Source organism: Nocardiopsis alba (genome assembly GCF_000710955.1).
Lineage (GTDB): Bacteria > Actinomycetota > Actinomycetes > Streptosporangiales > Streptosporangiaceae > Nocardiopsis > Nocardiopsis alba.
The window spans coordinates 53,114-71,770 of sequence record NZ_BAZE01000014.1 but is presented as its reverse complement, the minus strand read 5'-3'; the positions used below and the strand labels follow the sequence as shown (position 1 = coordinate 71,770).

The window sequence follows — 18,657 nt, the reverse complement described above, 5'->3', positions numbered from 1 at the left end:
TGTGGATCGTTCCTCTCACCGGCGTCCGCGCGACCGTTGAGGGGACGGGTGACGGTACGGGAGGAAGGCCCGAAGAACGGTGCCTAGTCCGGCGGGGGGAGAAGACCACGCCGGTAGGCGCGCACGAGGTTGCGGGGGACGCGGTACTCACGACCTCGGATGTGGACGGTGATCAGTTCCGGTGTCGTGGCCTTCCACTGGGAACGGCGCGTACGCGTGTTGGATCGGGACATCTTGCGTTTGGGTACTGCCATACCGGTGATTCCTTTCGATTCGGGGTGGTCTCGTGGACGCCTTCTCCGGTGTCGGCGGGGTCGGGCGCCGTGGTCATCCGCGTCGGTATCGGCGCTGGAAGCGCTCCACCCGGCCGGCGGTGTCCACCACACGGGAGGTGCCCGTGTAGAAGGGGTGGCTCGCGCTGGAGATCTCGACGTCGATCACCGGGTAGGTGCGGCCGTCCTCCCACTCGATGGTCTTGTCGCTGCTTCGGGTGGAGCGGGTGAGAAAGGCGAAGTCGGCCGCCTTGTCACGGAAGACGACGTGCTCGTACCTGGGGTGGATGTTCTTCTGCATGGTGTTCTCCGTGGGGTGTGGGCGCGTTCGCTCAGCGTTCCTCGCGGAACTCGACGTGGCGGCGGATCTTGGGGTCGTACTTGCGCAGGACCAGGCGATCGGGGGTGTTGCGACGGTTCTTCCTGGTCACGTAGGTGGTTCCGGTGCCCGCAGTGGAGCGGAGTTTGATGATGGGGCGAACGTCGTTACGAGCCATGGGGTCCCTCCTCGTGGTGGAGCTTGCCAGAAAATGATAACCGTTTTCGTTCGCGCTATGTTCATGGCTCGGAGAACGTCGAGCACGGAGCCGTGTTCAGTGCCTCACGCCGCGAGTGCGTGCCGATCAAGACCGACCCCTGGTGGGGTCCGACCGGTTCACCGCCCAAGGTCCTCGGCGGAGCCGCCCGAGGACGCCCCATCGGCGGAGTCCCGGGAACCGGTCGGCTCGGTGAGGCGATTCGGTGGGCGCCACTGGAGAAGGAGTGCCTCCTGTTGGTCGGAGGATCCCGATCAGGGTCTCGTTTCGGGGGCGTGAACGGCTGCGATCGATCGGAGGCCCAGGCTCACTCCCAGGCCGGCGTCCCGACCTTCTGAGGGGGTGAGTCTCTGAACGCGGCTCCGCGCTCTCGGAGAAGATGAGTAATCGAACCGGTTCATTCTCTTATGGAGAATTCCAGGCCTCCTCATATCGAGAGGGTCCCCATTGGGGTGGTCGGGGAAACGATGTTCGCCCCTCGCCTCACTGAACATCCCGCCCCACGGGGCGAACCCCATCGCCCCTTCCCACCTGGAACGATGTCGGGCGCATCCACCATAAGTACGTCCTCCACCCCCTCTTTCGATCTCCCGAATTTCCCAGGGGGAGTTCCATTGGTCGAGGGTCGTCTGGTCCTCGCGGCCGATGCCCCGTGCCGCTCCGATCCCTAGTTTCGAAGGCGTAGGAGAAAGAAGGAACATTCCACCAGGGAAGAGGAGCGCATGTTCGAAGGCGGCGGGAAGAGGGCCGGGTCGTCCCGGAGTCGTGGACCGGCCTTCGCGGCGGTGGTGGGGGCGGGCGCCCTCTTGGGGGCGATCGTGGCGGCGGCCCCGGCGAGCGCGATCATCGGTGGTGTCGACGCCACCGAGGAGTACGAGTTCATGGCGGCCCTGTTCGACGACAAGGGCGCTCACATGTGCGGGGGCGCTCTGGTCGACGAGGAGTGGGTGCTCACCGCGGGGCATTGCACCTTCCCCGAGGAGATCACCGTGCGCGTGGGCAGCACCGACCACACCCAGGGGGGAAGCGAGCGCGAGGTCGTGGAGGTGGTCGAGCATCCCGACTACGAGGTGGAGGACGTGAGCGACGATCCCGACTACGAGCTCTCGGAGTATCTGCTGTGGAACGATCTCGCGCTGGTGAGGCTGGACTCCCCGGTCGAGCAGACCCCGATCGACCTCGGCGAGGTGTCGTCCGTCCCCGACTCGGCGGTGCGCGTCCTCGGTTGGGGGATGGTCGACGAGTTCGGTGAGAAGGACAAGCCGGACATGCTCCAGCAGTTGGACACCGAGGTCGTCGACCCGGAACGGTGCGCGGAGATGGATCCCGAGAGCGATCTGTGTTCGGAGCACCCGACCGACGAGGCCCAGGCCTGCATCACCGACTCCGGCGGTCCTCTGATCCGTGGTGAGGAGGGCGATCGGGAGCTGGTCGGCGTGGTCAGCCGTGACGGCGACTTCGACGAGAGTCCGCTCTGCGTGGGGCCGATGGTCTTCACCGACCCCGTGGCGCACGCGGACTGGATCACCTCCACCATCGCGGACGAGACCTCGGCGAAGACCCTCGAGCCGGTGCCGGCGAAGGGGGTCGGTCACGTCCGCGGCGCCGACGACCACCGGCCCTCCGACTTCGAGCGGGGTTGATCTCCGGGGCGCCGGTACGGCCGGCGGCGTGAACCCCGAACGGACGGCCCCCGGTGACGCATCCCTGCGCCACCGGGGGCCGTCCTCGTGCCCGGTCACAGCGGGCCCGCCGCCCCGAACCTTTCGAACCTCCACGGGCCTCGGTCCATCAGGGGACCGGGGCCGCCCGGGCGACGGAGGCGGCGCGTCTCTCCATGGCGCGCAGGAGGGCCGAGTTCGAGGAGATGACGTTCAGTCTCCGTGACCGGCGCAACCGTTCGGCGGCGGTGAGGCTGGCGAAACCACCACCGGGAACGAGCAGGGTGTCGATGCCCGGTTCCAGCCTCTGGAGGATCTGGCGTTCGAGTTCGTCCTGGTCCACGGCGAAGCGTGCCCCCCGGTCGAAGAGGTCGGGGCGTTCGATGCCGTCCCACTCCGCGGGCAGCTCGTATCGGATGATCTGGCGTACCCGCACCGGCAGGTAGGAGCGGATGGCCTCCAACGTGCCGTCGCTGAACCAGGGCGGGGCCACCACGGCGATCCCGTCGGCCCGGTTCCGGGCCAGTTCCTCCCGGATCGCCTGGCCGGCGGTGACGGTCGGAACACCACCGGACAGCCGCTCGACGTGTGCGCCGAAGGCGGTGTCGAACGCCGTCCCGCCGAACACGCTGCTGCTGGCGAAGCAGTAGCCCAGCGCGTGGACGTCGAGGTCGCCCAGTTGGCGTACGGCGACGTCCATGCCGGTGCCGGAGAGGAGCTCCTCCACGTCCAGGCCGGTGAATTCGGTTCCGAAGGGACGCGGGGTCCAAAAGCGCGCGGTGTGCACGCTCGTGTCGGGCCCGACCGAACGCCAGATCTCCATCTCGGGGACGGGGTCGTTGTGGATGACCAGGAGGCCGAGTCTCGTCCTCATACCCGGACCTCCTCCACGGGCCTCTTCTCCGGACGGCGCAGGATCAGCGGGGAGATGAGCATGCCCGCGGCGGCGAAGGCGGCCGTGAGCCCGAACGCCCAGCGGAACTCCACGCCCGTCGGGTCGGTGCCCAGGATGATGGTCAGCAGAGCCACCGTGACCGCGGCCGACAGGTACTGGGAGGTGGTCATGAGCGCTCCGGCCGTGCCCTGGTGCCGGTCCGGTACGTCCCTGGTGCCGATGACGAACATGGAGGTGTAGATGACCCCGTGTCCGAAGCCGCTCAGCAGCAGGCCGGGCAGCAGGTGGGTGGTGTAGGTGCCCGACCCGAGCATGGCGGCGAGCAACGCCAGGCCGACGACGCTGATCAGGAAGCCCACGGTCATGGTCGTTCCAGCGCCGATGCGTTCCACCGCGCGGCCCGCGGCCATGTTCCCGAAGGTCACCATGACGGCCAGGGGGAGGAAGCCCAGTCCCGCCTGGAGCGGTGTGAAGCCCTCCAGTTTCTGGAGCAGGAGTGTGACCAGGTAGAACTCCGAACCCACGCTGGCCATGTACAGGTAGGTGGCCACCACGCCGGCTCCGAGGGAGCGGGTGCGCCGCAGGGACCGGTCCACCATCACGTTGTCGGACCACGCCTCGTTGGTGAGGAAGGCCAGGCCCAGGACCACGGCGACCAGGCAGGCGACTCCGGCGTACATGCCCGGGGTACCCGGATCCGCCACCAGGGTCAGACCGATGACCAGGGCGAGGAGCGCGCCGGTGCCCATCATCGCGGCGGGCAGGGGCACGCGTCCCGCCCGGTCCTGCCGGGACGCGGCGGTCAGCCACAGCAGACCGCCCAGGGCGGCCAGCAGGGTCAGCGGGATGTTGATGAGGAAGGTCCATCGCCAGGAGAACTCGGTGAGGACGCCACCGAGGATGGCGCCCACGGCGAGACCGGAGGCGCCGATGGCGCCCCAGATGGACAGGGCGCGTGAGCGGGCCGGACCGGCCGCGAAGGTCGCGCTGATGAGGCCGATGGTCGCCGGCTGGAGGAAGGCCGCCGACAGCCCCTGCGCGCCTCGGCTGATCAGGAGCGCCATACCCTCTTGGGCGAAGCCTCCCAGGGCGCTGGCCGCGCCGAAGGCGATGACCGAGACGAGGAAGACCCGCTTGGCGCCGACACGGTCGCAGACGCGCCCTCCCACCAGCAGGAGGCCGGCGAACAGGAGGGCGTAGGCGCTGACGATCCATTGGAGGACGGAGGAGGAGAGACCGAGGTCGTGCCCGACGCTGGGCATGGCGACGTAGATGATGGAGTAGTCCAGCGCGATGAGGAACTGCGCCAGACAGAGAACGGTGAGGGCACCGATCGCCTGGGGACTTGCCGTGGATCTGAGGACCGTGTTCATCGAGTCGCTTTCGTGGCGGTTTGCAGGGCCGGATCGTGCAGATGACCGGCGAGTTCGAGGACGGAGCCGGCGACGAGGAGGGCGCCCGCCGAGAACAGGGCCTCGGCGTCGGCGACACCCCAGTCGACCCCGATCGCCGTCATGCCGGCGTCGACGGCCATGGTGACGTCGTCGGGGGAGTCGCCCACGACCACGCACTCCTCGGGGCGGAGTCCGAGGGAGTCCGCGGCCAGGAGGGCCGGGTCGGGGGCGGGTTTTCCCCGGGCGGCCAGGTCGTGTCCGATGACCAGGTCGGGGTGGCGGTCCAGCCCCGTGGACTCCAGGAGTTCGTGGGCGCTGCGCGTGATCTTGCTGGTGACCACCGCGATCCGGGCGCCCTCCTCGGACAGGTCCGTCAACAGCTCCCGGACGCCGGGGAAGACCAGGGTCGAGGCGGCGGCCCGGCTGCGGCGGGCGAAGGACTCGCGGAAGAGCGCCTTGGCCGCCTCCCACACCGTCTCGTCGCCTCGGGGGATGAGGAGGGGCAGGATCGTGTCGAGGGGCTTGCCGATGAGGCCTCGGGCGTCGGCCGGCAGCGGTACCGCGCCGTAAGGGGCGCAGGCGTCGTGGAAGGCGGCCATGATCACCGAGGGCGAGTCCACCAGCGTGCCGTCCAGGTCGAAGAGGACACCGCGTGCGCGCTTCACGACCCCACCGTCGCCTTCGTGGACACCTCGGCGCGGACAGCGGTCTCCGCGACCGCGAGCCGGGCGGCCAGCCGGGTCGTGGACTCCAGGACCGCGCGGTTGACCCGCGCGCTGCGCCCGTCCGTGGCCTTGGCGATGGCCGACAGAACGAACGGGGTGAGCGCGGCCCCGGTCGCCCCGGCCTCGTGCGCCTCCCGCAGCGCCTCCTCCACCAGCGTGTCGAGCAGGTCGGCGTCGATGCTCCATTCCTCCTCGATGGGGTGGGTGACCACCACGGAGGAGGGGGATACCGCCTCCCAGTGCCGGTGCGCGACCCCCGCCAGTTCCGCCAGATCGTCGAGGCGATGGGGGACGGGCCGTCCCGTGCTGCGCGTGTAGTAGCCGGGGAAGTCGTCGGACCGGTATCCGATGACGGGCACGCCCACGGTCTCCAGGTACTCCAGGGTCAGGGCGGGGTCGAGCATGGACTTGGCACCGGCGCAGACCACCGCCACGGGCGAACGGGTGAACTCGGTGAGGTCCGTGGAGACGTCGAAGGAGACCTCGGCCCCTCGGTGCACGCCCCCGATGCCCGCGACCGCGAACACCCTGATCCCCGTGGCGACCGTGCCGATGAGAGCGGAGGAGACCGTGGTTCCGCCGGTGCGTCCGCCGTGCAGGGCCATCGCCAGGTCCCGGGTACTGATCTTCTGGTCGTCGGAGGCCTTGGCCAGCCGTTCCAGTTCCTCGTCCGAGACCCCGACACGCAGGGCGCCGTCGATCACCGCGACCCGGGCGGGGACCGCCCCCTCCTCCCGAGCGCATCGGTCGACCGCCAGCGCGGTCTCCAGGTTGTTCGGGTAGGTGCCTCCGGCGACCACGGAGGTCTCCATGGCGACGACGGCCTCGCGGCTCTCCACGGCGGCACGGACCTCGTCGGAGACGATGACGGCCGACCGGTCGGGACTGTTCATGTCCACTCCTCTCACTCTCCACGCTCACGGCGGGCGTCATCGGCCAGCGACCCTTGGGCGGTCACCAGTTCCGGGCCGACGAGTTTCGGATGGTTGGCGGCGATACCGCCGACCACGGTGTCGTAGGGGAAGTCGTCGTACTCGCCGCGCCACCGGACGAACTCCATGTGGCGACGCCCCTGTTCGTCGAAGGGGTGGTAGTAGCTGTCGTCGCGACCGTCGAACTCCAACGGCCGGATCCCGTAGAGACGGCACAGCAGGGTGTTGAAGACGGGGGTCGCGCGGATCCAGGCGCCGTCGATCCGCACCGACACCAGGGCGTGGAAGGTGAAGAGGTCGCCGCCCATGAGCTCGAGGAGACGCTCGGAGGCCAGGTGGTTGCGCACGTCCCCGTAGATCAGCCGGGTGGGGATGCCCACCGAGCGGGCGGCCGCGGCGTAGACGATGGACTTGTGGACGCAGAACCCCTGCCCGCGCTTGAGGACGCCGGAGGCGCGGACGCCCTCACGGGTGAGATCGGCGTCGTAGACCTCGTAGCGGATACCGTCGCGTACGGCGTCGTGCAGCCGTACGGCCATCTCACGGGGCGAGGCGTTCCGATCCGGGAGGGCCCGGTCGACGAACTCCCGCACTTCGGGGCTCTGGTGGTCGAGGAAGTAGGTCGGTTCCGTCGGTGTTCGGGTCTCGGTCACGTCTGTCCTTCGGTCACAGGCCCAGAGCCTTGGCGATCTTCTGCCGTTGCACGGCGTTGGATCCGGAATAGATGGGTCCGCCGAGGGCGTCACGGACCCCGATCTCCATGCCGGTGTCGGTGAGCACGCCCTCGCCGCCGAACAGCTCGACGGCGGCCTGAGCGGTACGGATATTGGCCTCGCTCGTGAGGATCTTGGCCATCGCCGTCTCCGCGGTGGCCCTGTGCCCGGCGGCGACCGCCTCCCCGGCGGCGTGCAGGGCCCGCCGGGCGTTCTGGGTCGCCATGTGCATCTCCACGACGGTGTCGCGCACGCTCTGGAACTCGGCGAGCGGTCGGCCGAACTGGCGCCGGGTCTCCACCCGCTTCACGACCCGGTCCAGACGATGGCGCATCTCGCCCACGTTGATGACGAAGGCGATCAGGATCTCCCAGGTCATCACTCGGTCGAGGATCAGGAATCCGGTCCCCGCCGCGCCGATGACGTTGGCCCGGGGGACACGGCATTCCGTCAGACGCAGCCGCCCGAAGGGGGAGGTGCGCAGGGTCGACTTGTCCAACGCCGGACCGAAGTCCGCGCCGGGCGTGCCTCGGGGGACGAGTACCGCGCTCAGACCGAGCGGGCCGGGGGTGTCGGAGGTGCGAACGTAGACGACCGCCAGGTCCGCGACCGGGCCGTTGGTGACGTAGGTCTTCAGCCCGTTCAGTTCGATGTGGTCGCCGTCCGTCCGGCCGGTGGTCGCCATGGCCAGCACGTCCGACCCCGCTTCGGGCTCGGTGATGGCGTGGCAGCCGATGGCCGCTCCGGTGGCGATCGTCGGCAGGTGGCGACGGCGGAGTTCGGGGCTCGCGAACCCGTTGAGCGCGAACCCGGTACTGGCCAGGTGCGTGGCTGCGCTGAAGTTCAGCCCCGCGTCACGGACCGTGTAGCCGAGGTGCTCGACCACGTGCATGAGGTCGGTCAGGGAACAGGCCTGACCTCCGACCTCCTCGGGGAGGAAGGAACCGAACAGGCCCGTGCCCGCAAGCTCCTCCCAGACCTCTCGGGAGAAGACCGCCCGCCGGTCCCGTTCGAGATGACCTCGGTTGATGGTGGGGGCGACCCGTTCGATGCGCTCGCGTAGGCGGGTGAGAGCGATGCCCTCGTCTCGCGGCGGTGCCGCTGTGGTGATCACCATGTCGGGCACGTCCGGTCAGTAGGAGGAGAAGTCGGGTGACGTGAGGTCGTGCCGCTCGTCGCCGCGGAGCGGCGGGTTGAACACGCTGACGAGCTCCAGATCCTCGTGGGCGCCGGCGATCAGCAGGTGCGGGTCGTGCTGATCCAGGGCGTAGAGGACGCCGGGGGAGAGGTCGATGCGGGTACCGCCGTCCTTGCTCTCGACGAACCCGCTCCCCCCGATGCAGTAACACGCTTCCAGGTGGTTCGCGTATCGGAGTCGGGAGACGGTCCCCGCGCGCACCACGGTGTGGGCGACGGTGAACCCCAGGCCGTCCTCCTCCACCAACAGCCGTTCGCTGGTGCCGTTGCCCCAGTCGATGGTCTCGGTCTTCTCTCTGGAACGCTTGAACATGTCTTCTTCTCTTTCTCGATCTGTTGAAATGAATTCTCGGGACGGGTCAGATCCGCTGTCCGGTATTGGTTTCGATGAAATCCGCGATCGCGTCGATGGTGCGGAAATTCGAGGGGGAGATCTCCACGTCGGTGACGGGCACGTCGAAGGAGGACTGGATCCACTCCACGAGTGCCAGAAGGGAGAGGCTGTCGATGACGCCGCTGGTGAGAAGGTCGTAGTCGCGAGGGATGTTCTCCCCGGCCAGGTCCGGCGCGTGGACGGTCACGATGCGTTCCCGAATACGGTCTCGGATATCGTCGGTCATGGCGTTCGCCTTTCGAGGAATCTGTTGATGGTGCCGTTCCGGTCGGTCTTTCCCGTCCCGGTCACCGGAAAGGGTTCCGTGGTCAGGAAGGTCCGTCCGGGTACGGCCGTGGGGGTCAGGGCCGAGGAGACGGCCGAACGCAGGGCGAGGTTGGACACGGAGGCGCCCGGGTCGACGAGCACGGCCGCGATGAGCTCCCGGTCGCCGGACCCCTTGGCGTGGGCCGTCACCACGGCGTCGACCACGCCGTCCTGTCGACGCAGCACCGTCTCGATCGCGTCGAGGGACAGGCGGACACCGCGGACCTTGACCTGACGGTCGCTCCGTCCGGTCAGGCGCAGAGTGCCGTCGGCGTCGACGGTGACCAGGTCGCCCGTACGGAACTCGCGTCGACCTTCGAAGGTCCGCCACACGTCGTTCGGAGCGTTGACGTATCCCAACGCCTGGAAGGGGGTGGACACGAGCAGTTCGCCGCCATCGGAACCGTCGACGCGGTGGCGGACCCCGTCGATGGGGCGGCCCAGTTCTCCGGGCGTGGCCCGACGCAGGTCGAGGAGGAAACCGTCGTTGATCTCGGTGCTGCCGTAGACGCTCCACAGCGCGGCACGGGGAAAGGTCGCGTCCAGGGCGGGCAGCGTCTCCAGGGGATAGAAGTCGCCGGTGGAGATCACGTGGCGGACTCGGGGCACGGGGTCGCCCGCACGGGCGATGAGGGTGAGGACGACCGGTACGGCCTGAAGGAGGTCGACGTCGTACGTGCGGGCCATCGCGGCCAGAGCCGGACCGTTGGTGAGGTCCTCCTGAGGGGCGAAGACGACCTGGCCGCCGGCGGCCAGGACCGCCCACACGTCCAGGGTGGCGATGTCGAAGTTGATCGGGGAGAGGCTCAGGGAGACCGTGTCGGGTCCCAGGTCGAAGTGATCGCGGGCCCAACGGACGAAGCGGTCGACGCCCTCGGGATCGTGGGCGACGATCTTGGGGCTGCCGGTCGAACCGGAGGTGGTGGTCCACAGGCCGTACACGTTCCGCCACGCGCCGGGGGCGTCGGCGAAGGCGGCCAGGTCCCGGTCGATCCGGGAGACGTATTCGGCGCCCGCGTCGTGCGGAACGAGGAGGGCGGGACGGCGGAACCTCTGAGCGATGAGGGTCTCGATCACGGCCCGTCCGTCACGGCCGGCCCGTACGACCTGGACGCCGTGGGGAGGGACCTCGGGGGCGGCGGTGTTCACCGCCGTGACCAGTCGCCGGTAGGTCATCTCTCCTTCGGCGAACCTCAGCGCCACTGCCTCCGGTCGTCGGCGGGCATGTTCTCGAATCGATTCCCAAAGGGTGGGAGTGGCCATGGTCATCGCCTCCTCGGTCATGAGAACGGTGGATGTTCCTGCATGGGCTCATACGTCGAACGGGAGGTTTTCCAGGCCGATACGGGAGAGATGTCTCCCCCTGGGCGGAGCGGAGATGCCGAAGAACGTTCGACTGCCAGAGCAGAACATAGGTAACGTCGTCACGGCTTGGCAATACCGTTTCTGAAAATTCCCTCGGTGTGGAACGGGAAAAAGGGGAGGTGCGAACCTCGGACAAGGGGATTCTCGTTTTCCAAGGTCGTTCTTCGACCGATTCTGGACGAGGGCTCCAGTGATTCTCGAGCGCGGCGCGGGCGGGGTCGGCGCGTGCCCGCATGGGGCCGGGCGCCGCCGTCCCCGGGGGCGCCGGAGGGGCTCTCCATCACCGAGGAGACGGATGGTGAGAGAGGGGAGAAAGTGGATCCTCAGGGGGACAAGACCCTTCTGAACTGGGAGGACGTGGATGGTGTCCCTCCCCGTCTCCGGTGTCCCGAAGGTGTTCGCCCGGGTGTCCCCTGGAGCCGGGCGGCCTCCTCCGAGGCGGGTCCTCTCGTGTCCTCGGGCCTTCGGGCAGGTGGGGCATGGTCCTCACATGGCAGCTTGGTGCCATTGCAGGAGTAGGCCAGTCGATCGTGCTGACAGTCGACTCGTGAACGTCGATGATGGAAATCAGATCGGCGGTTCGGAGAGCGCCCTCACCGGATCCGAAGCCGCGCGATGAACCCCAGAAGTCGCAGAATCATCTTCGATGCCGTGGACTCCTCGGCTCACGAAAAAGGGAAGAGACCTTCATGGGCAAGATCACGAACTTCTTCTGTGTCGTCGGTATCACCGCCGCCTGTGTTCTCGTGGACGGTGGACCGATCGTCGAGCGGAATTCCACCGGGGTCCTGGCCGGAGAGGGTTATTCCTGCGAGGAGTGCGGCGCCGGTTGGCAGTGACCTGAAAGGGTCGATGGAGAGGGGAGGGCGTCCCTATGGGGCTCCCGTCCCCTTTTTCCCGGAGCGTTCGTCCGAAAGAGAGAAGAGTCGGTGAACTTTACGATTCTGGGCGCGTTGGAGATTCTGAAGGACGATCGGGAGTGCACCCCCAAGGCTCCGAAGGTCCTCCAGGTCCTGGCCCTGTTGCTTCTGAGAGCCAACCATCCCTTACCCATGAGTGTCCTGGTCAGGGAGCTCTGGGGGGATCACCCGCCGAAGAGCGCGGTGACGACCGTGCAGACCTACGTGTGTCAGCTGCGCAAGGCCATCGAAGAGGTGGACACGGCCACGGAGGAACCCGAGTACCTGCTCACCCGCTCCTCCGGATATCTGCTGCGGGTCTCTCCCGAACAGGTGGACGCGCTGGTCTTCCAACGGCTGCTCGGCGAGGGGAGACGCCTCCTCGAGGAGGGGCACACCGACGCGGCCTCGAAGCGCCTCGGTGAGGCGCTGGATCTGTGGTCCGGCCCCTGCCTGGCCCACGTCTCCCGCGGACCGCTGATCGAACCCCACGCCGTCCGTCTGGAGGAACAACGGCTGCACGCGCAGGAACTGCGCATCCGCGCCGAGCTCCTCCTGGGGCGTGAACGGGAGTCGATCGGAGAGCTGCGCTCTCTGGCGATGGAGTATCCGCTGAACGAGTGGTTCCATGGCCGGCTCATCCACGCGTTGCATCGGGCCGGGCGTCGGGACGAGGCGTCGACGGCCTACCGGCGGCTGCGACTGGCCCTCTCGGAGGAACTCGGCCTGGAGCCTTCGCTTGAACTACAGACCCTTCATCAGGAGGTGCTCGGCGCGAGCCCGGCGCCCCCCGAGCCTCGACGGCGGCCGCGAGGTCGACCGGAGGGTTCCGTTCCCCTGGCGACGGGATGACCTCCACGGCCGGGCCGGTCGGCGTTCATCGCACCTTCCGCCCTTCCGTGACCCCGCCGAGGGAACGTGTGTCGATCCACCCCAGCGCGGTCGCGAGGACGCCGGCCTGGAAGCGGCTTCGAGCGCCCAGACGGCGGCTGAGGTCCGCGGTGATCCGACGCGCGGTGCGCACGGACACCCCGAGTTTGCGGGCGATGGTCTCGTCGGTGTTGCCCTCCGCCAGCAGGTTCACCACCGCCTGCTCCTGCGTGCTGAGGCCATGAGGGTCACGTGGAGTGACCGAGGAGCCCAGGGGTCGGGCCTCCTCCCACACGTACTCGTACAGGGCCATCAGGGCGGTGACGGCGCCGGAACCGCGCAGGACCAGGGCGCTCGCGGAGGTGTCGTCGGGATCGGTGGGGATCAGCGCGATGGCGCGGTCGAAGAGGACCATCCTGGTCGGCAGGGTCGGCACGGTACGGATCCGGGCTCCGAGCTCGGTCAGCCGGGAGATGTACTGGACCGTCTTGGGGTCGTTCATCACGCTGTCGAGGTAGACGTCCCGCAGTTCGACGCCTCGTTCGAGCAACAGCCGGTCCAGCGGGAGGCTCGCCTCGAGGTTGTCCTGGGTCTGGGCGCCTCCGTCCGCGAAGGTCCAGAGCGAGTGACGACAGTCGTGCACGAGCTCCTCGATCCGCAGGCGGATGGCGTCGATGCCGTGGAGCTGTTCGATGTCCATCACCGCGCGGGTGCCGGGGCTCTCCTCGAACTCGGAGATCAGTTGGGTGATGGCCGTGCGCGCGGTGGCCAGCTCTCGCTGCCGTTCCAACAACTCGGCCTCCTGCTGCCACAGCAGCGTCTGGAGGCCGAACTCGGGTCTCACCAGGACCAGCTTCTCGGACTGCTCCCACGAACGTCGGATCAACGACAGTCGGGCCAGTTCGTCGAGCGCCGACCGTACCCGTTCCGTCGGCCAGTCCAGGATGCGTCCGAGGTCGCTCACACCGGCATGGGGCTCGGCGAACATCGCTCGATAAACGCTCACCGCGTCTTGACCGATTCCGATCGATCCGAACACGACTCTCCTCCGGTCGCCTCTTCCGCATCGACCCACCGCGCCGCGTGGTACGGCGAGCCTGTCGACTTATGGGTACGGCGACACGATCTCTGTGAAACTTGCGTGCCAATTGTGGAGTCTTCGGGGGGTGCTCGCAAGAGTGGTTCGTGGCCTCTTCAGGACAGAAATCGCTTGCTCGTATCTTTCCGTCGGGTTAACGATGTCCTGGCGAACGGGCGGAGAATAGCATGAGAATCGTACGCTTGAGGTTGTCCGTTCGCGGTCCGTTTCCCTGTGGGGAGATCAAGGAGGAGGTCTACGCACGCTCCGACCCCGAGGACATGCTGGAACACCTTTATGTCGAAACGTGTGCGGGGCGGGCGGAACTCGTTTTCTTCCTCCACGAGGACATCAGGGGGAGCGCGGAGGTGACCGTCCTGCGGCTGTGGAGAAGAGTGACGAGCCGTGACCCTTCGTGGCGTACGTGGTCCGTTCTGGAAGTCGGTTCCATTCGAGACATCGACCCCGGGAAGGCCTGAGCCGATTTTTTCAGGGGAGCTTTTATTAGCTCTGGAATTCCATCCTCGGAGAACACCGTCCCCCGAGACGAGAACGGCCCGCGGTGAAGATCTCGACGGATCCACCCCGTTCCACCCGCGCCGGGGGAGCGGCGGGGCCGGGAGGAGACCCGGCCCCGCGAGACGCGCCCTCAGCCCTCGAACAGGGTCTGTCCGACGAAACCGCCCTCGGAGCAACCCGGCGGAAGGGCGAAGACCGCCGAACCGATGTGGGTGATCCACTCGTTGAGCAGGTCGAGCTCGTCCAGGCGGCGTTGGATCGGGACGAACTGGCGGTCCGGATCCCGCTGGTAGCAGGCGAACAGCAGTCCGGCGTCCTCTCCGGTGGCCGATTCGTAGTTGTAGGCCCGGCGAAGGATCCGTTCGTCCGGATCCTCCGAGCGGGCGCGGCGGATGTGCGCGTACTCGGCGATCACCGGGAACCCGAGCGGCGTCGTCGCCTCCAGATCGGGTTCGTCGTGCTCGCCCCCTCCGGTGAGGGGCGCGCCATCGTCCAGCCGACGCCCCACCGAGTCCTCCCGGCCGGGCCGGTCGAGCCGGTCCCACTCGTCCAGGTCCATGGAGATCCGCCGCAGGACCAGGGCGGTCCCACCTCGCAGCCATCCGGGGGACTCGGCTCCGCACCAGACGAGGGGGGCGAAATCCTCGTCCTCCGGCCCGGGGTTGACCGTGCCGTCGACCTGGCCGAAGAGGTTGCGCATGGTGGTCCCGTCGGGCTCGGCTCCGTACGCGCGGCGAAAGCCCTCTTGAGACCACCGGACCTCACCGAAGGCACGGGTGTCCTTCAAAAGCATGCGCACGGCGTGCGAGAGCGTCAACGGGTCGTCGGAGCACACCTGGAGGAGGAGGTCGCCATGGGACCAGCGTTCCTCCAGACGGTCGGTCTCGAACTCCGGCAACGGGCCGAGCCAGTCCGGGACCGCCTTCGGGTCGACGCGTTCCACCAGCCCCGGCCCGAAACCGAAGGTCACGGTCAGCCCGGACGGGGCCGTCGCCAGTTCGGGTTCGGTGTCGGCCAACGCGGACTCGCCCCGGGTGAGCCGGGAGGCGTCATCGGAGAGCAGGGTGAGCAGGCGCCGCACCCCGTCGGCGTCCACGTCCTTCTTCAGATCGACCCCGATGAATCGGGCGTGGGCCTGGGGCGGGGTCGCCACCCCCGCCTGGTGGGCGCCGTGGAAGGGGTACGTGCGTCCGCCGTGCACCCGCTCCGCGTTCGCGACCGTCTCCGCCGGCGCGCGCAGCGAGCGGATCAGGGCGTCACCACCGCCGAGGGTCATCGCGCCCACCCCGGCGGCGGCCGCGCCGCCCAGCAGGACCCTTCTGCGCGAGGGCCGGGGGCCGTTCTCGGCCGGACGTTCCATCAGTGACCCCCGTGGTCCTCGTCGGAGTGCCCGTGCCCCTCGTGGTCGCCGTCGTAGTTCTCATTGGCGCCCTCGAAGTCCTTGACCGGGGCGGTGAACTCCTGAGTGGAACCGTCCTCGAATTCGAGCGTGACGGCGACCTCGGCCCCGGGCTCCAGGTCCCGGGTCAGGTCCATGATCATGATGTGGTCGGCGCCGGGGGAGAGTTCGTGCTCGGATCCGGCGGACACGGAGAAACCGCCGTCCTTCTCCCGCATGAGCGTGTTGCCGTCGTCCCCGTCGACGACCTCGTGGAGTTCGACCATGTCGGAGATCTCCTCGGCGGTGGCGGCGACGATGACGGCGTCCTCCTCGCCCTCGTTGGACAGGACACCGAAGGCCGCGGTCATGCCGTCGTCGGCGGAGGCCGCCTTGATCCACGGGTCGGTGATCGAGACCGATTCGGCCTGGAGGGCGGAACCCTCCTGAACGGCGGCCTCCTCTTCGGTCGGGGCGGGAGAGGCGCAGGCGCCCAGGAGCAGGGCCGCGCTCAGGGCGGTCGGCGCCAGGAGGGAACGCGTGGTGAGGGCGGTCATGGTCATCGGGTCTCCGTTTCGTTCGGGGCGATCTGGCCGGCCGGTCGAGGGACACGACCGGCGGCGTTGCGAAAGCGCAGGTAGGCGGTGTAGAAGAGGAGCCCGATCAGGGCTCCGACCAGGGACAGGACGGCCTCGCGGGGGAGCCCGGCGGTGGCGGGGGCCGCGGCGGCGTCGGTGTCGTCCTCCTCCTCGGGGCTCATGGGCGGAGCGGCCTCCAGATCGGGAGGCGGAGGCCCGCCCTCACCCACCTGGAAGGTGAAGGAGCCGCTGATCGGGTGTCCGTCGCTGGAGACCACACGCCAGCGGACCGCGTACCCTCCATCGGCCATCTCGGGGGGAAGTTCGACACTGACGTCGTGCTCCTCGACGAGCGGCTCCGTCGTGGCCACGGCCTCGGACTCGGAGTCCAGGACCAGCACGGCGGTGGAGACGTCCATCGGACGGCCGCTGAAGGTGAGCCGGACCTCCTCCGGAGCGGAGTCGAGCGTCTGCTCGTCCTCCGGGGACGAGGCGATCAGAGCGTCATGGGCCAGCGCCGGCGCCGGTGAGAGCAACAGGGCGGTGACGGCGGCGCAGAGCACGGTCGCGGGGACCCGCATGAATCCTCCTCGTCGGGGCGACAACTCGGTCGGCACAAGGAGAGTCGTCCACCACCCGTCCCCGGTTCCCGCGGTATTCGAGGATTTCCCGGAGCGGGTCCCGAGGCCCCGGTCGAAGGGGCCGTCTTCACCCGCTTCTTCAGGGAGTGCTACGACGACGGAACATCGGAGACGACCCTCTTCTGCGCCCTCCAGCCCCTGTACACCGAGGCACCGGTCGACCCGGAGACGAGGCCGGGACGCTGGAGCGTCGGATCATGTTCGCCCCCGACACCGGTACGCCCCTGGTGGTCACGGTCGAGACGGAGTCGGGAGAGGCGGAGGGCGAGGAGCTCCCCATGACGAACCACTACGCGGTGATCTCGGAGACCGCCTGGGTCGCGGAGACCGAGGAACCGCCCTGAGTCGTGAGACCGGCGGGCCCTCCACAGAGGTGCGTGGCCCGCCCGGTGCGGTATCGAGAGCGCCCACCCGGTGGGTTCGAGCGGCTCGGGAAGGATGTTCACCGGGCTCGTGTCCAGGGTGACGCTTCCGTGGGACTTGCACAGGGGGTCGACTGTCGCTGATGTCCGTTTTTATTCGTGGGGAGTTTCTTCCCACGAATACTCACATCCCCCTCATGGCGAACGGCATCCTCATGCGTCGTTTCTCGAACAGCGCGACGGCGGCTTCGGCCGTCGCGTTCCCGGATCGCGTCGGCCCCCGGAGCGCGGTCGGGCCCTCGCCGGATCCACGGTCGAACGGCGGGAGCGTCTTCGCCTCCCTTCCGATGGCGGCCCCGTGATGAGGGACAAGAAGAGATGGATGCTGATCGCCTGTCTTCAGGCCGCCGTCCTGGGGTTTCTGTGGTGTATAGCGAAGTTCGAGGCCTGGAGCGAAGGCGAGGTCTCCATCTTCACGAAGTACGCCGCAGTGGTATGGGTGATCGCCATGGTCTGCCATGGGATTTCGTTCTTTCTCGAACCCGACACCGAAGATGACCGAGATATCGCTCCGTAGTCTTCTTTTCGGTGTGTTCTTTACAGGGGTCTCATGCTGCGGTCCGCGCTCGCTTCAAGTATTGTCGGAATCATCCTCTATGGAATAGGTCTCCTGGTGGATGTGCTGCTCTTCGGTAATGACGGATCCTATTTCAAATTCTTATTATCCTCCTGGTCCGTCGTGGGTGTGATCTCGTTCGTCTGGCTGACGATCCGATCCAAGAACGAGCGTTCCGATGCACGGGACCCCGAGGACGAGTGATGGCGCGTGATCACGGTGAGGGCGGTATGAGGGGTTCGGTGCGTAACGGCCGGCAGGCGGTCCTGGCGGCGGTGGCCGGAGCACTCACCGTGACCGAGGCATGGGGTCCGTCTTCGGAAGGCCCCTGAACCGACCGGTGTCCCTCAGCCCCGACCCCGTCCGCCGGAGGAGGCGGCGACGGTATTGGCCGTGACGATCACCGCGATCGCCCCCCACGCCCAGGCGTCGAGGTGCTGGCCCAGCACCACCATGCCGATCAGCGCCGCGAACACCGGATTCACGCTCATGAACACCCCGAAGAAGTGCGCGGGCACCCGGCGCAGCACCAGCAGGTCGGACAGGAACGGCAGCACCGAGCACAGCACCCCCGCCACCATCGCGCACGCCACCGCGAGGACGGTGGGGGAGTGGTGCCAGAACACCCACAGCCCCACCGGAAGGTAGAGCGCGCCGGAGACCATCGCCGCGGCGGCCGAGCCCTGGACACCGGGCAGGCGCTTTCCGACCGACCGGTTGAGCAGGATGTAGCTGCCCCAGAACACCGCCGCGAGCAGGGCCAGACCGATGCCCACGTAGTCGGTCGAGGGCGTGGGGCGCATCAGGACCGCCACGGCCCCGGCGGCCGCCGCCGCGCACAGCCAGTCGACGCGACGTCGGGATCCGGCCAGTGCCACCACCAGCGGACCCAGGAACTCCAACGTGACCGCAAGGCCGAGTCCGAGCCGGTCGACCGCCGCGTACAGGGACAGGTTGATCCCCGCGAACACCACCGCCAGCCCCAGCACCGACCGCCACTGCGCCGCGGTGAAGCTCCGGAACCGGGGCCGTCCCACCGCGCCCAGGACGATGGCGGCCACCCACTGGCGCACCGCCACCACCCCGGCCGGGCCCAGGACCGGGAACGCCAGGGCGGCGATCGACGCCCCGGTCTGGTTGGACAGGCCACTGCCCAACATCATCGCCACCCCGATCCGGCGGTCGCGCGCCGAGGAGGCGGGGGTGGAGGTCTGTGGTTCGAAGGCGTCGACGGCGGGGGCCGGGCCGGTGGAGGAGTCGGGCATGCCCTCACGATGGGGCCGACCTCGGGATTCGCAAAATGCATTCGATGGGGGATCCATACGA

23 protein-coding genes are annotated in these 18,657 nt (G+C 68.3%); 6 read left to right on the top strand and 17 right to left on the bottom strand.

The window, feature by feature from the left end; genetic code table 11:
- Positions 1-83: 83 nt before the first annotated feature.
- The 3 genes from rpmF to rpmG all read right to left on the bottom strand — a co-directional run bounded on the left by rpmF (position 84) and on the right by rpmG (position 769).
- Complete coding sequence (gene rpmF / locus TR33_RS22505; protein WP_017536024.1) at positions 84-254, bottom strand: 50S ribosomal protein L32; 171 nt, start codon at positions 252-254, stop codon at positions 84-86.
- A 73-nt stretch (positions 255-327) separates the two neighbouring features.
- A complete protein-coding gene (locus TR33_RS22500) occupies positions 328-573 on the bottom strand; it encodes a type B 50S ribosomal protein L31 (RefSeq protein WP_014908653.1) in 246 nt (81 codons plus the stop codon).
- 31 nt (positions 574-604) lie between these two features.
- Positions 605-769, bottom strand: coding sequence for a 50S ribosomal protein L33 (rpmG, locus tag TR33_RS22495; RefSeq protein ID WP_014908751.1), 165 nt, complete (start codon positions 767-769; stop codon positions 605-607).
- A 761-nt stretch (positions 770-1,530) separates the two neighbouring features.
- Here rpmG and TR33_RS22485 point away from each other — a divergent pair.
- Complete coding sequence (locus TR33_RS22485) at positions 1,531-2,451, top strand: S1 family peptidase (RefSeq protein WP_042285313.1); 921 nt, start codon at positions 1,531-1,533, stop codon at positions 2,449-2,451.
- Positions 2,452-2,599: 148 nt separating this feature from the next.
- Here the strand turns inward: TR33_RS22485 and TR33_RS22480 are convergent, their stop codons facing one another.
- From TR33_RS22480 to TR33_RS22440, 9 genes are read right to left on the bottom strand one after another with little or no spacing between them, the layout of a single operon-like run.
- On the bottom strand, positions 2,600-3,343 hold the full coding sequence (locus TR33_RS22480; RefSeq protein ID WP_014913187.1) for an aspartate racemase/maleate isomerase family protein: 744 nt from the start codon (positions 3,341-3,343) through the stop codon (positions 2,600-2,602).
- Positions 3,340-4,737 (bottom strand): MFS transporter, encoded by a 1,398-nt coding sequence (locus TR33_RS22475; protein ID WP_014909513.1) that lies wholly within the window; start codon positions 4,735-4,737, stop codon positions 3,340-3,342. The genes TR33_RS22480 and TR33_RS22475 overlap by 4 nt, the downstream gene beginning before the upstream one ends.
- On the bottom strand, positions 4,734-5,423 hold the full coding sequence (locus TR33_RS22470; protein ID WP_014909460.1) for an HAD family hydrolase: 690 nt from the start codon (positions 5,421-5,423) through the stop codon (positions 4,734-4,736). The genes TR33_RS22475 and TR33_RS22470 overlap by 4 nt, the downstream gene beginning before the upstream one ends.
- Entirely contained in the window at positions 5,420-6,376 is a 957-nt protein-coding gene (locus TR33_RS22465) for a pseudouridine-5'-phosphate glycosidase (RefSeq protein ID WP_234305933.1), read from the bottom strand. Before TR33_RS22465 ends, TR33_RS22470 begins: the two co-directional genes overlap by 4 nt.
- 11 nt (positions 6,377-6,387) lie before the next feature.
- Positions 6,388-7,068, bottom strand: a complete 681-nt coding sequence (locus tag TR33_RS22460; protein WP_042285310.1) for a transglutaminase-like domain-containing protein — start codon at positions 7,066-7,068, stop codon at positions 6,388-6,390.
- A gap of 13 nt (positions 7,069-7,081) precedes the next feature.
- Positions 7,082-8,245 carry an acyl-CoA dehydrogenase family protein gene (locus TR33_RS22455; protein ID WP_017536027.1) on the bottom strand — a complete coding sequence of 388 codons (1,164 nt, stop codon included), beginning with the start codon at positions 8,243-8,245 and terminating at the stop codon, positions 7,082-7,084.
- Positions 8,246-8,260: 15 nt separating this feature from the next.
- Positions 8,261-8,638 (bottom strand): ectoine synthase, encoded by a 378-nt coding sequence (locus tag TR33_RS22450; protein ID WP_014911885.1) that lies wholly within the window; start codon positions 8,636-8,638, stop codon positions 8,261-8,263.
- A 46-nt stretch (positions 8,639-8,684) separates the two neighbouring features.
- Positions 8,685-8,945, bottom strand: a complete 261-nt coding sequence (locus tag TR33_RS22445) for an acyl carrier protein (RefSeq protein WP_017536028.1) — start codon at positions 8,943-8,945, stop codon at positions 8,685-8,687.
- On the bottom strand, positions 8,942-10,201 hold the full coding sequence (locus tag TR33_RS22440; RefSeq protein WP_234305932.1) for an AMP-binding protein: 1,260 nt from the start codon (positions 10,199-10,201) through the stop codon (positions 8,942-8,944). Before TR33_RS22440 ends, TR33_RS22445 begins: the two co-directional genes overlap by 4 nt.
- 878 nt (positions 10,202-11,079) lie before the next feature.
- On the opposite strand from TR33_RS22440, the gene TR33_RS27000 reads away from it, so the two are divergent.
- Together TR33_RS27000 and TR33_RS22435 are read left to right on the top strand one after the other, a co-directional pair.
- A complete protein-coding gene (locus TR33_RS27000) occupies positions 11,080-11,229 on the top strand; it encodes a hypothetical protein (RefSeq protein ID WP_014911133.1) in 150 nt (49 codons plus the stop codon).
- A gap of 90 nt (positions 11,230-11,319) precedes the next feature.
- Positions 11,320-12,141, top strand: coding sequence for an AfsR/SARP family transcriptional regulator (locus TR33_RS22435; protein WP_152472970.1), 822 nt, complete (start codon positions 11,320-11,322; stop codon positions 12,139-12,141).
- A gap of 25 nt (positions 12,142-12,166) precedes the next feature.
- Here TR33_RS22435 and TR33_RS22430 read toward each other — a convergent pair whose 3' ends face one another.
- Entirely contained in the window at positions 12,167-13,123 is a 957-nt protein-coding gene (locus TR33_RS22430) for a helix-turn-helix domain-containing protein (RefSeq protein WP_234305931.1), read from the bottom strand.
- 302 nt (positions 13,124-13,425) lie between these two features.
- Between TR33_RS22430 and TR33_RS22425 the strand changes: the two genes are divergently transcribed.
- On the top strand, positions 13,426-13,716 hold the full coding sequence (locus TR33_RS22425) for a hypothetical protein (protein WP_017536032.1): 291 nt from the start codon (positions 13,426-13,428) through the stop codon (positions 13,714-13,716).
- A gap of 170 nt (positions 13,717-13,886) precedes the next feature.
- On the opposite strand, the gene TR33_RS22420 is transcribed toward TR33_RS22425, so the two are convergent.
- From TR33_RS22420 to TR33_RS22410, 3 genes are read right to left on the bottom strand one after another with little or no spacing between them, the layout of a single operon-like run.
- The gene (locus tag TR33_RS22420; protein WP_042285307.1) at positions 13,887-15,116 is read right to left on the bottom strand and encodes a Dyp-type peroxidase; all 1,230 of its coding nucleotides are present in this window, start codon (positions 15,114-15,116) and stop codon (positions 13,887-13,889) included.
- Positions 15,116-15,697, bottom strand: a complete 582-nt coding sequence (locus TR33_RS22415; protein ID WP_042285304.1) for a copper chaperone PCu(A)C — start codon at positions 15,695-15,697, stop codon at positions 15,116-15,118. The genes TR33_RS22420 and TR33_RS22415 overlap by 1 nt, the downstream gene beginning before the upstream one ends.
- A complete protein-coding gene (locus TR33_RS22410) occupies positions 15,694-16,293 on the bottom strand; it encodes a copper resistance CopC family protein (RefSeq protein WP_042285302.1) in 600 nt (199 codons plus the stop codon). Before TR33_RS22410 ends, TR33_RS22415 begins: the two co-directional genes overlap by 4 nt.
- 257 nt (positions 16,294-16,550) lie before the next feature.
- On the opposite strand from TR33_RS22410, the gene TR33_RS26995 reads away from it, so the two are divergent.
- Complete coding sequence (locus TR33_RS26995; RefSeq protein ID WP_199806177.1) at positions 16,551-16,697, top strand: hypothetical protein; 147 nt, start codon at positions 16,551-16,553, stop codon at positions 16,695-16,697.
- Between the two features lie 400 nt (positions 16,698-17,097).
- Positions 17,098-17,292: a hypothetical protein gene (locus TR33_RS22405; protein ID WP_017536038.1), complete on the top strand. Its 195-nt coding sequence runs from the start codon at positions 17,098-17,100 to the stop codon at positions 17,290-17,292.
- Positions 17,293-17,678: 386 nt separating this feature from the next.
- On the opposite strand, the gene TR33_RS22400 is transcribed toward TR33_RS22405, so the two are convergent.
- The gene (locus TR33_RS22400; protein ID WP_017536039.1) at positions 17,679-18,596 is read right to left on the bottom strand and encodes an EamA family transporter; all 918 of its coding nucleotides are present in this window, start codon (positions 18,594-18,596) and stop codon (positions 17,679-17,681) included.
- Positions 18,597-18,657: the final 61 nt, after the last annotated feature.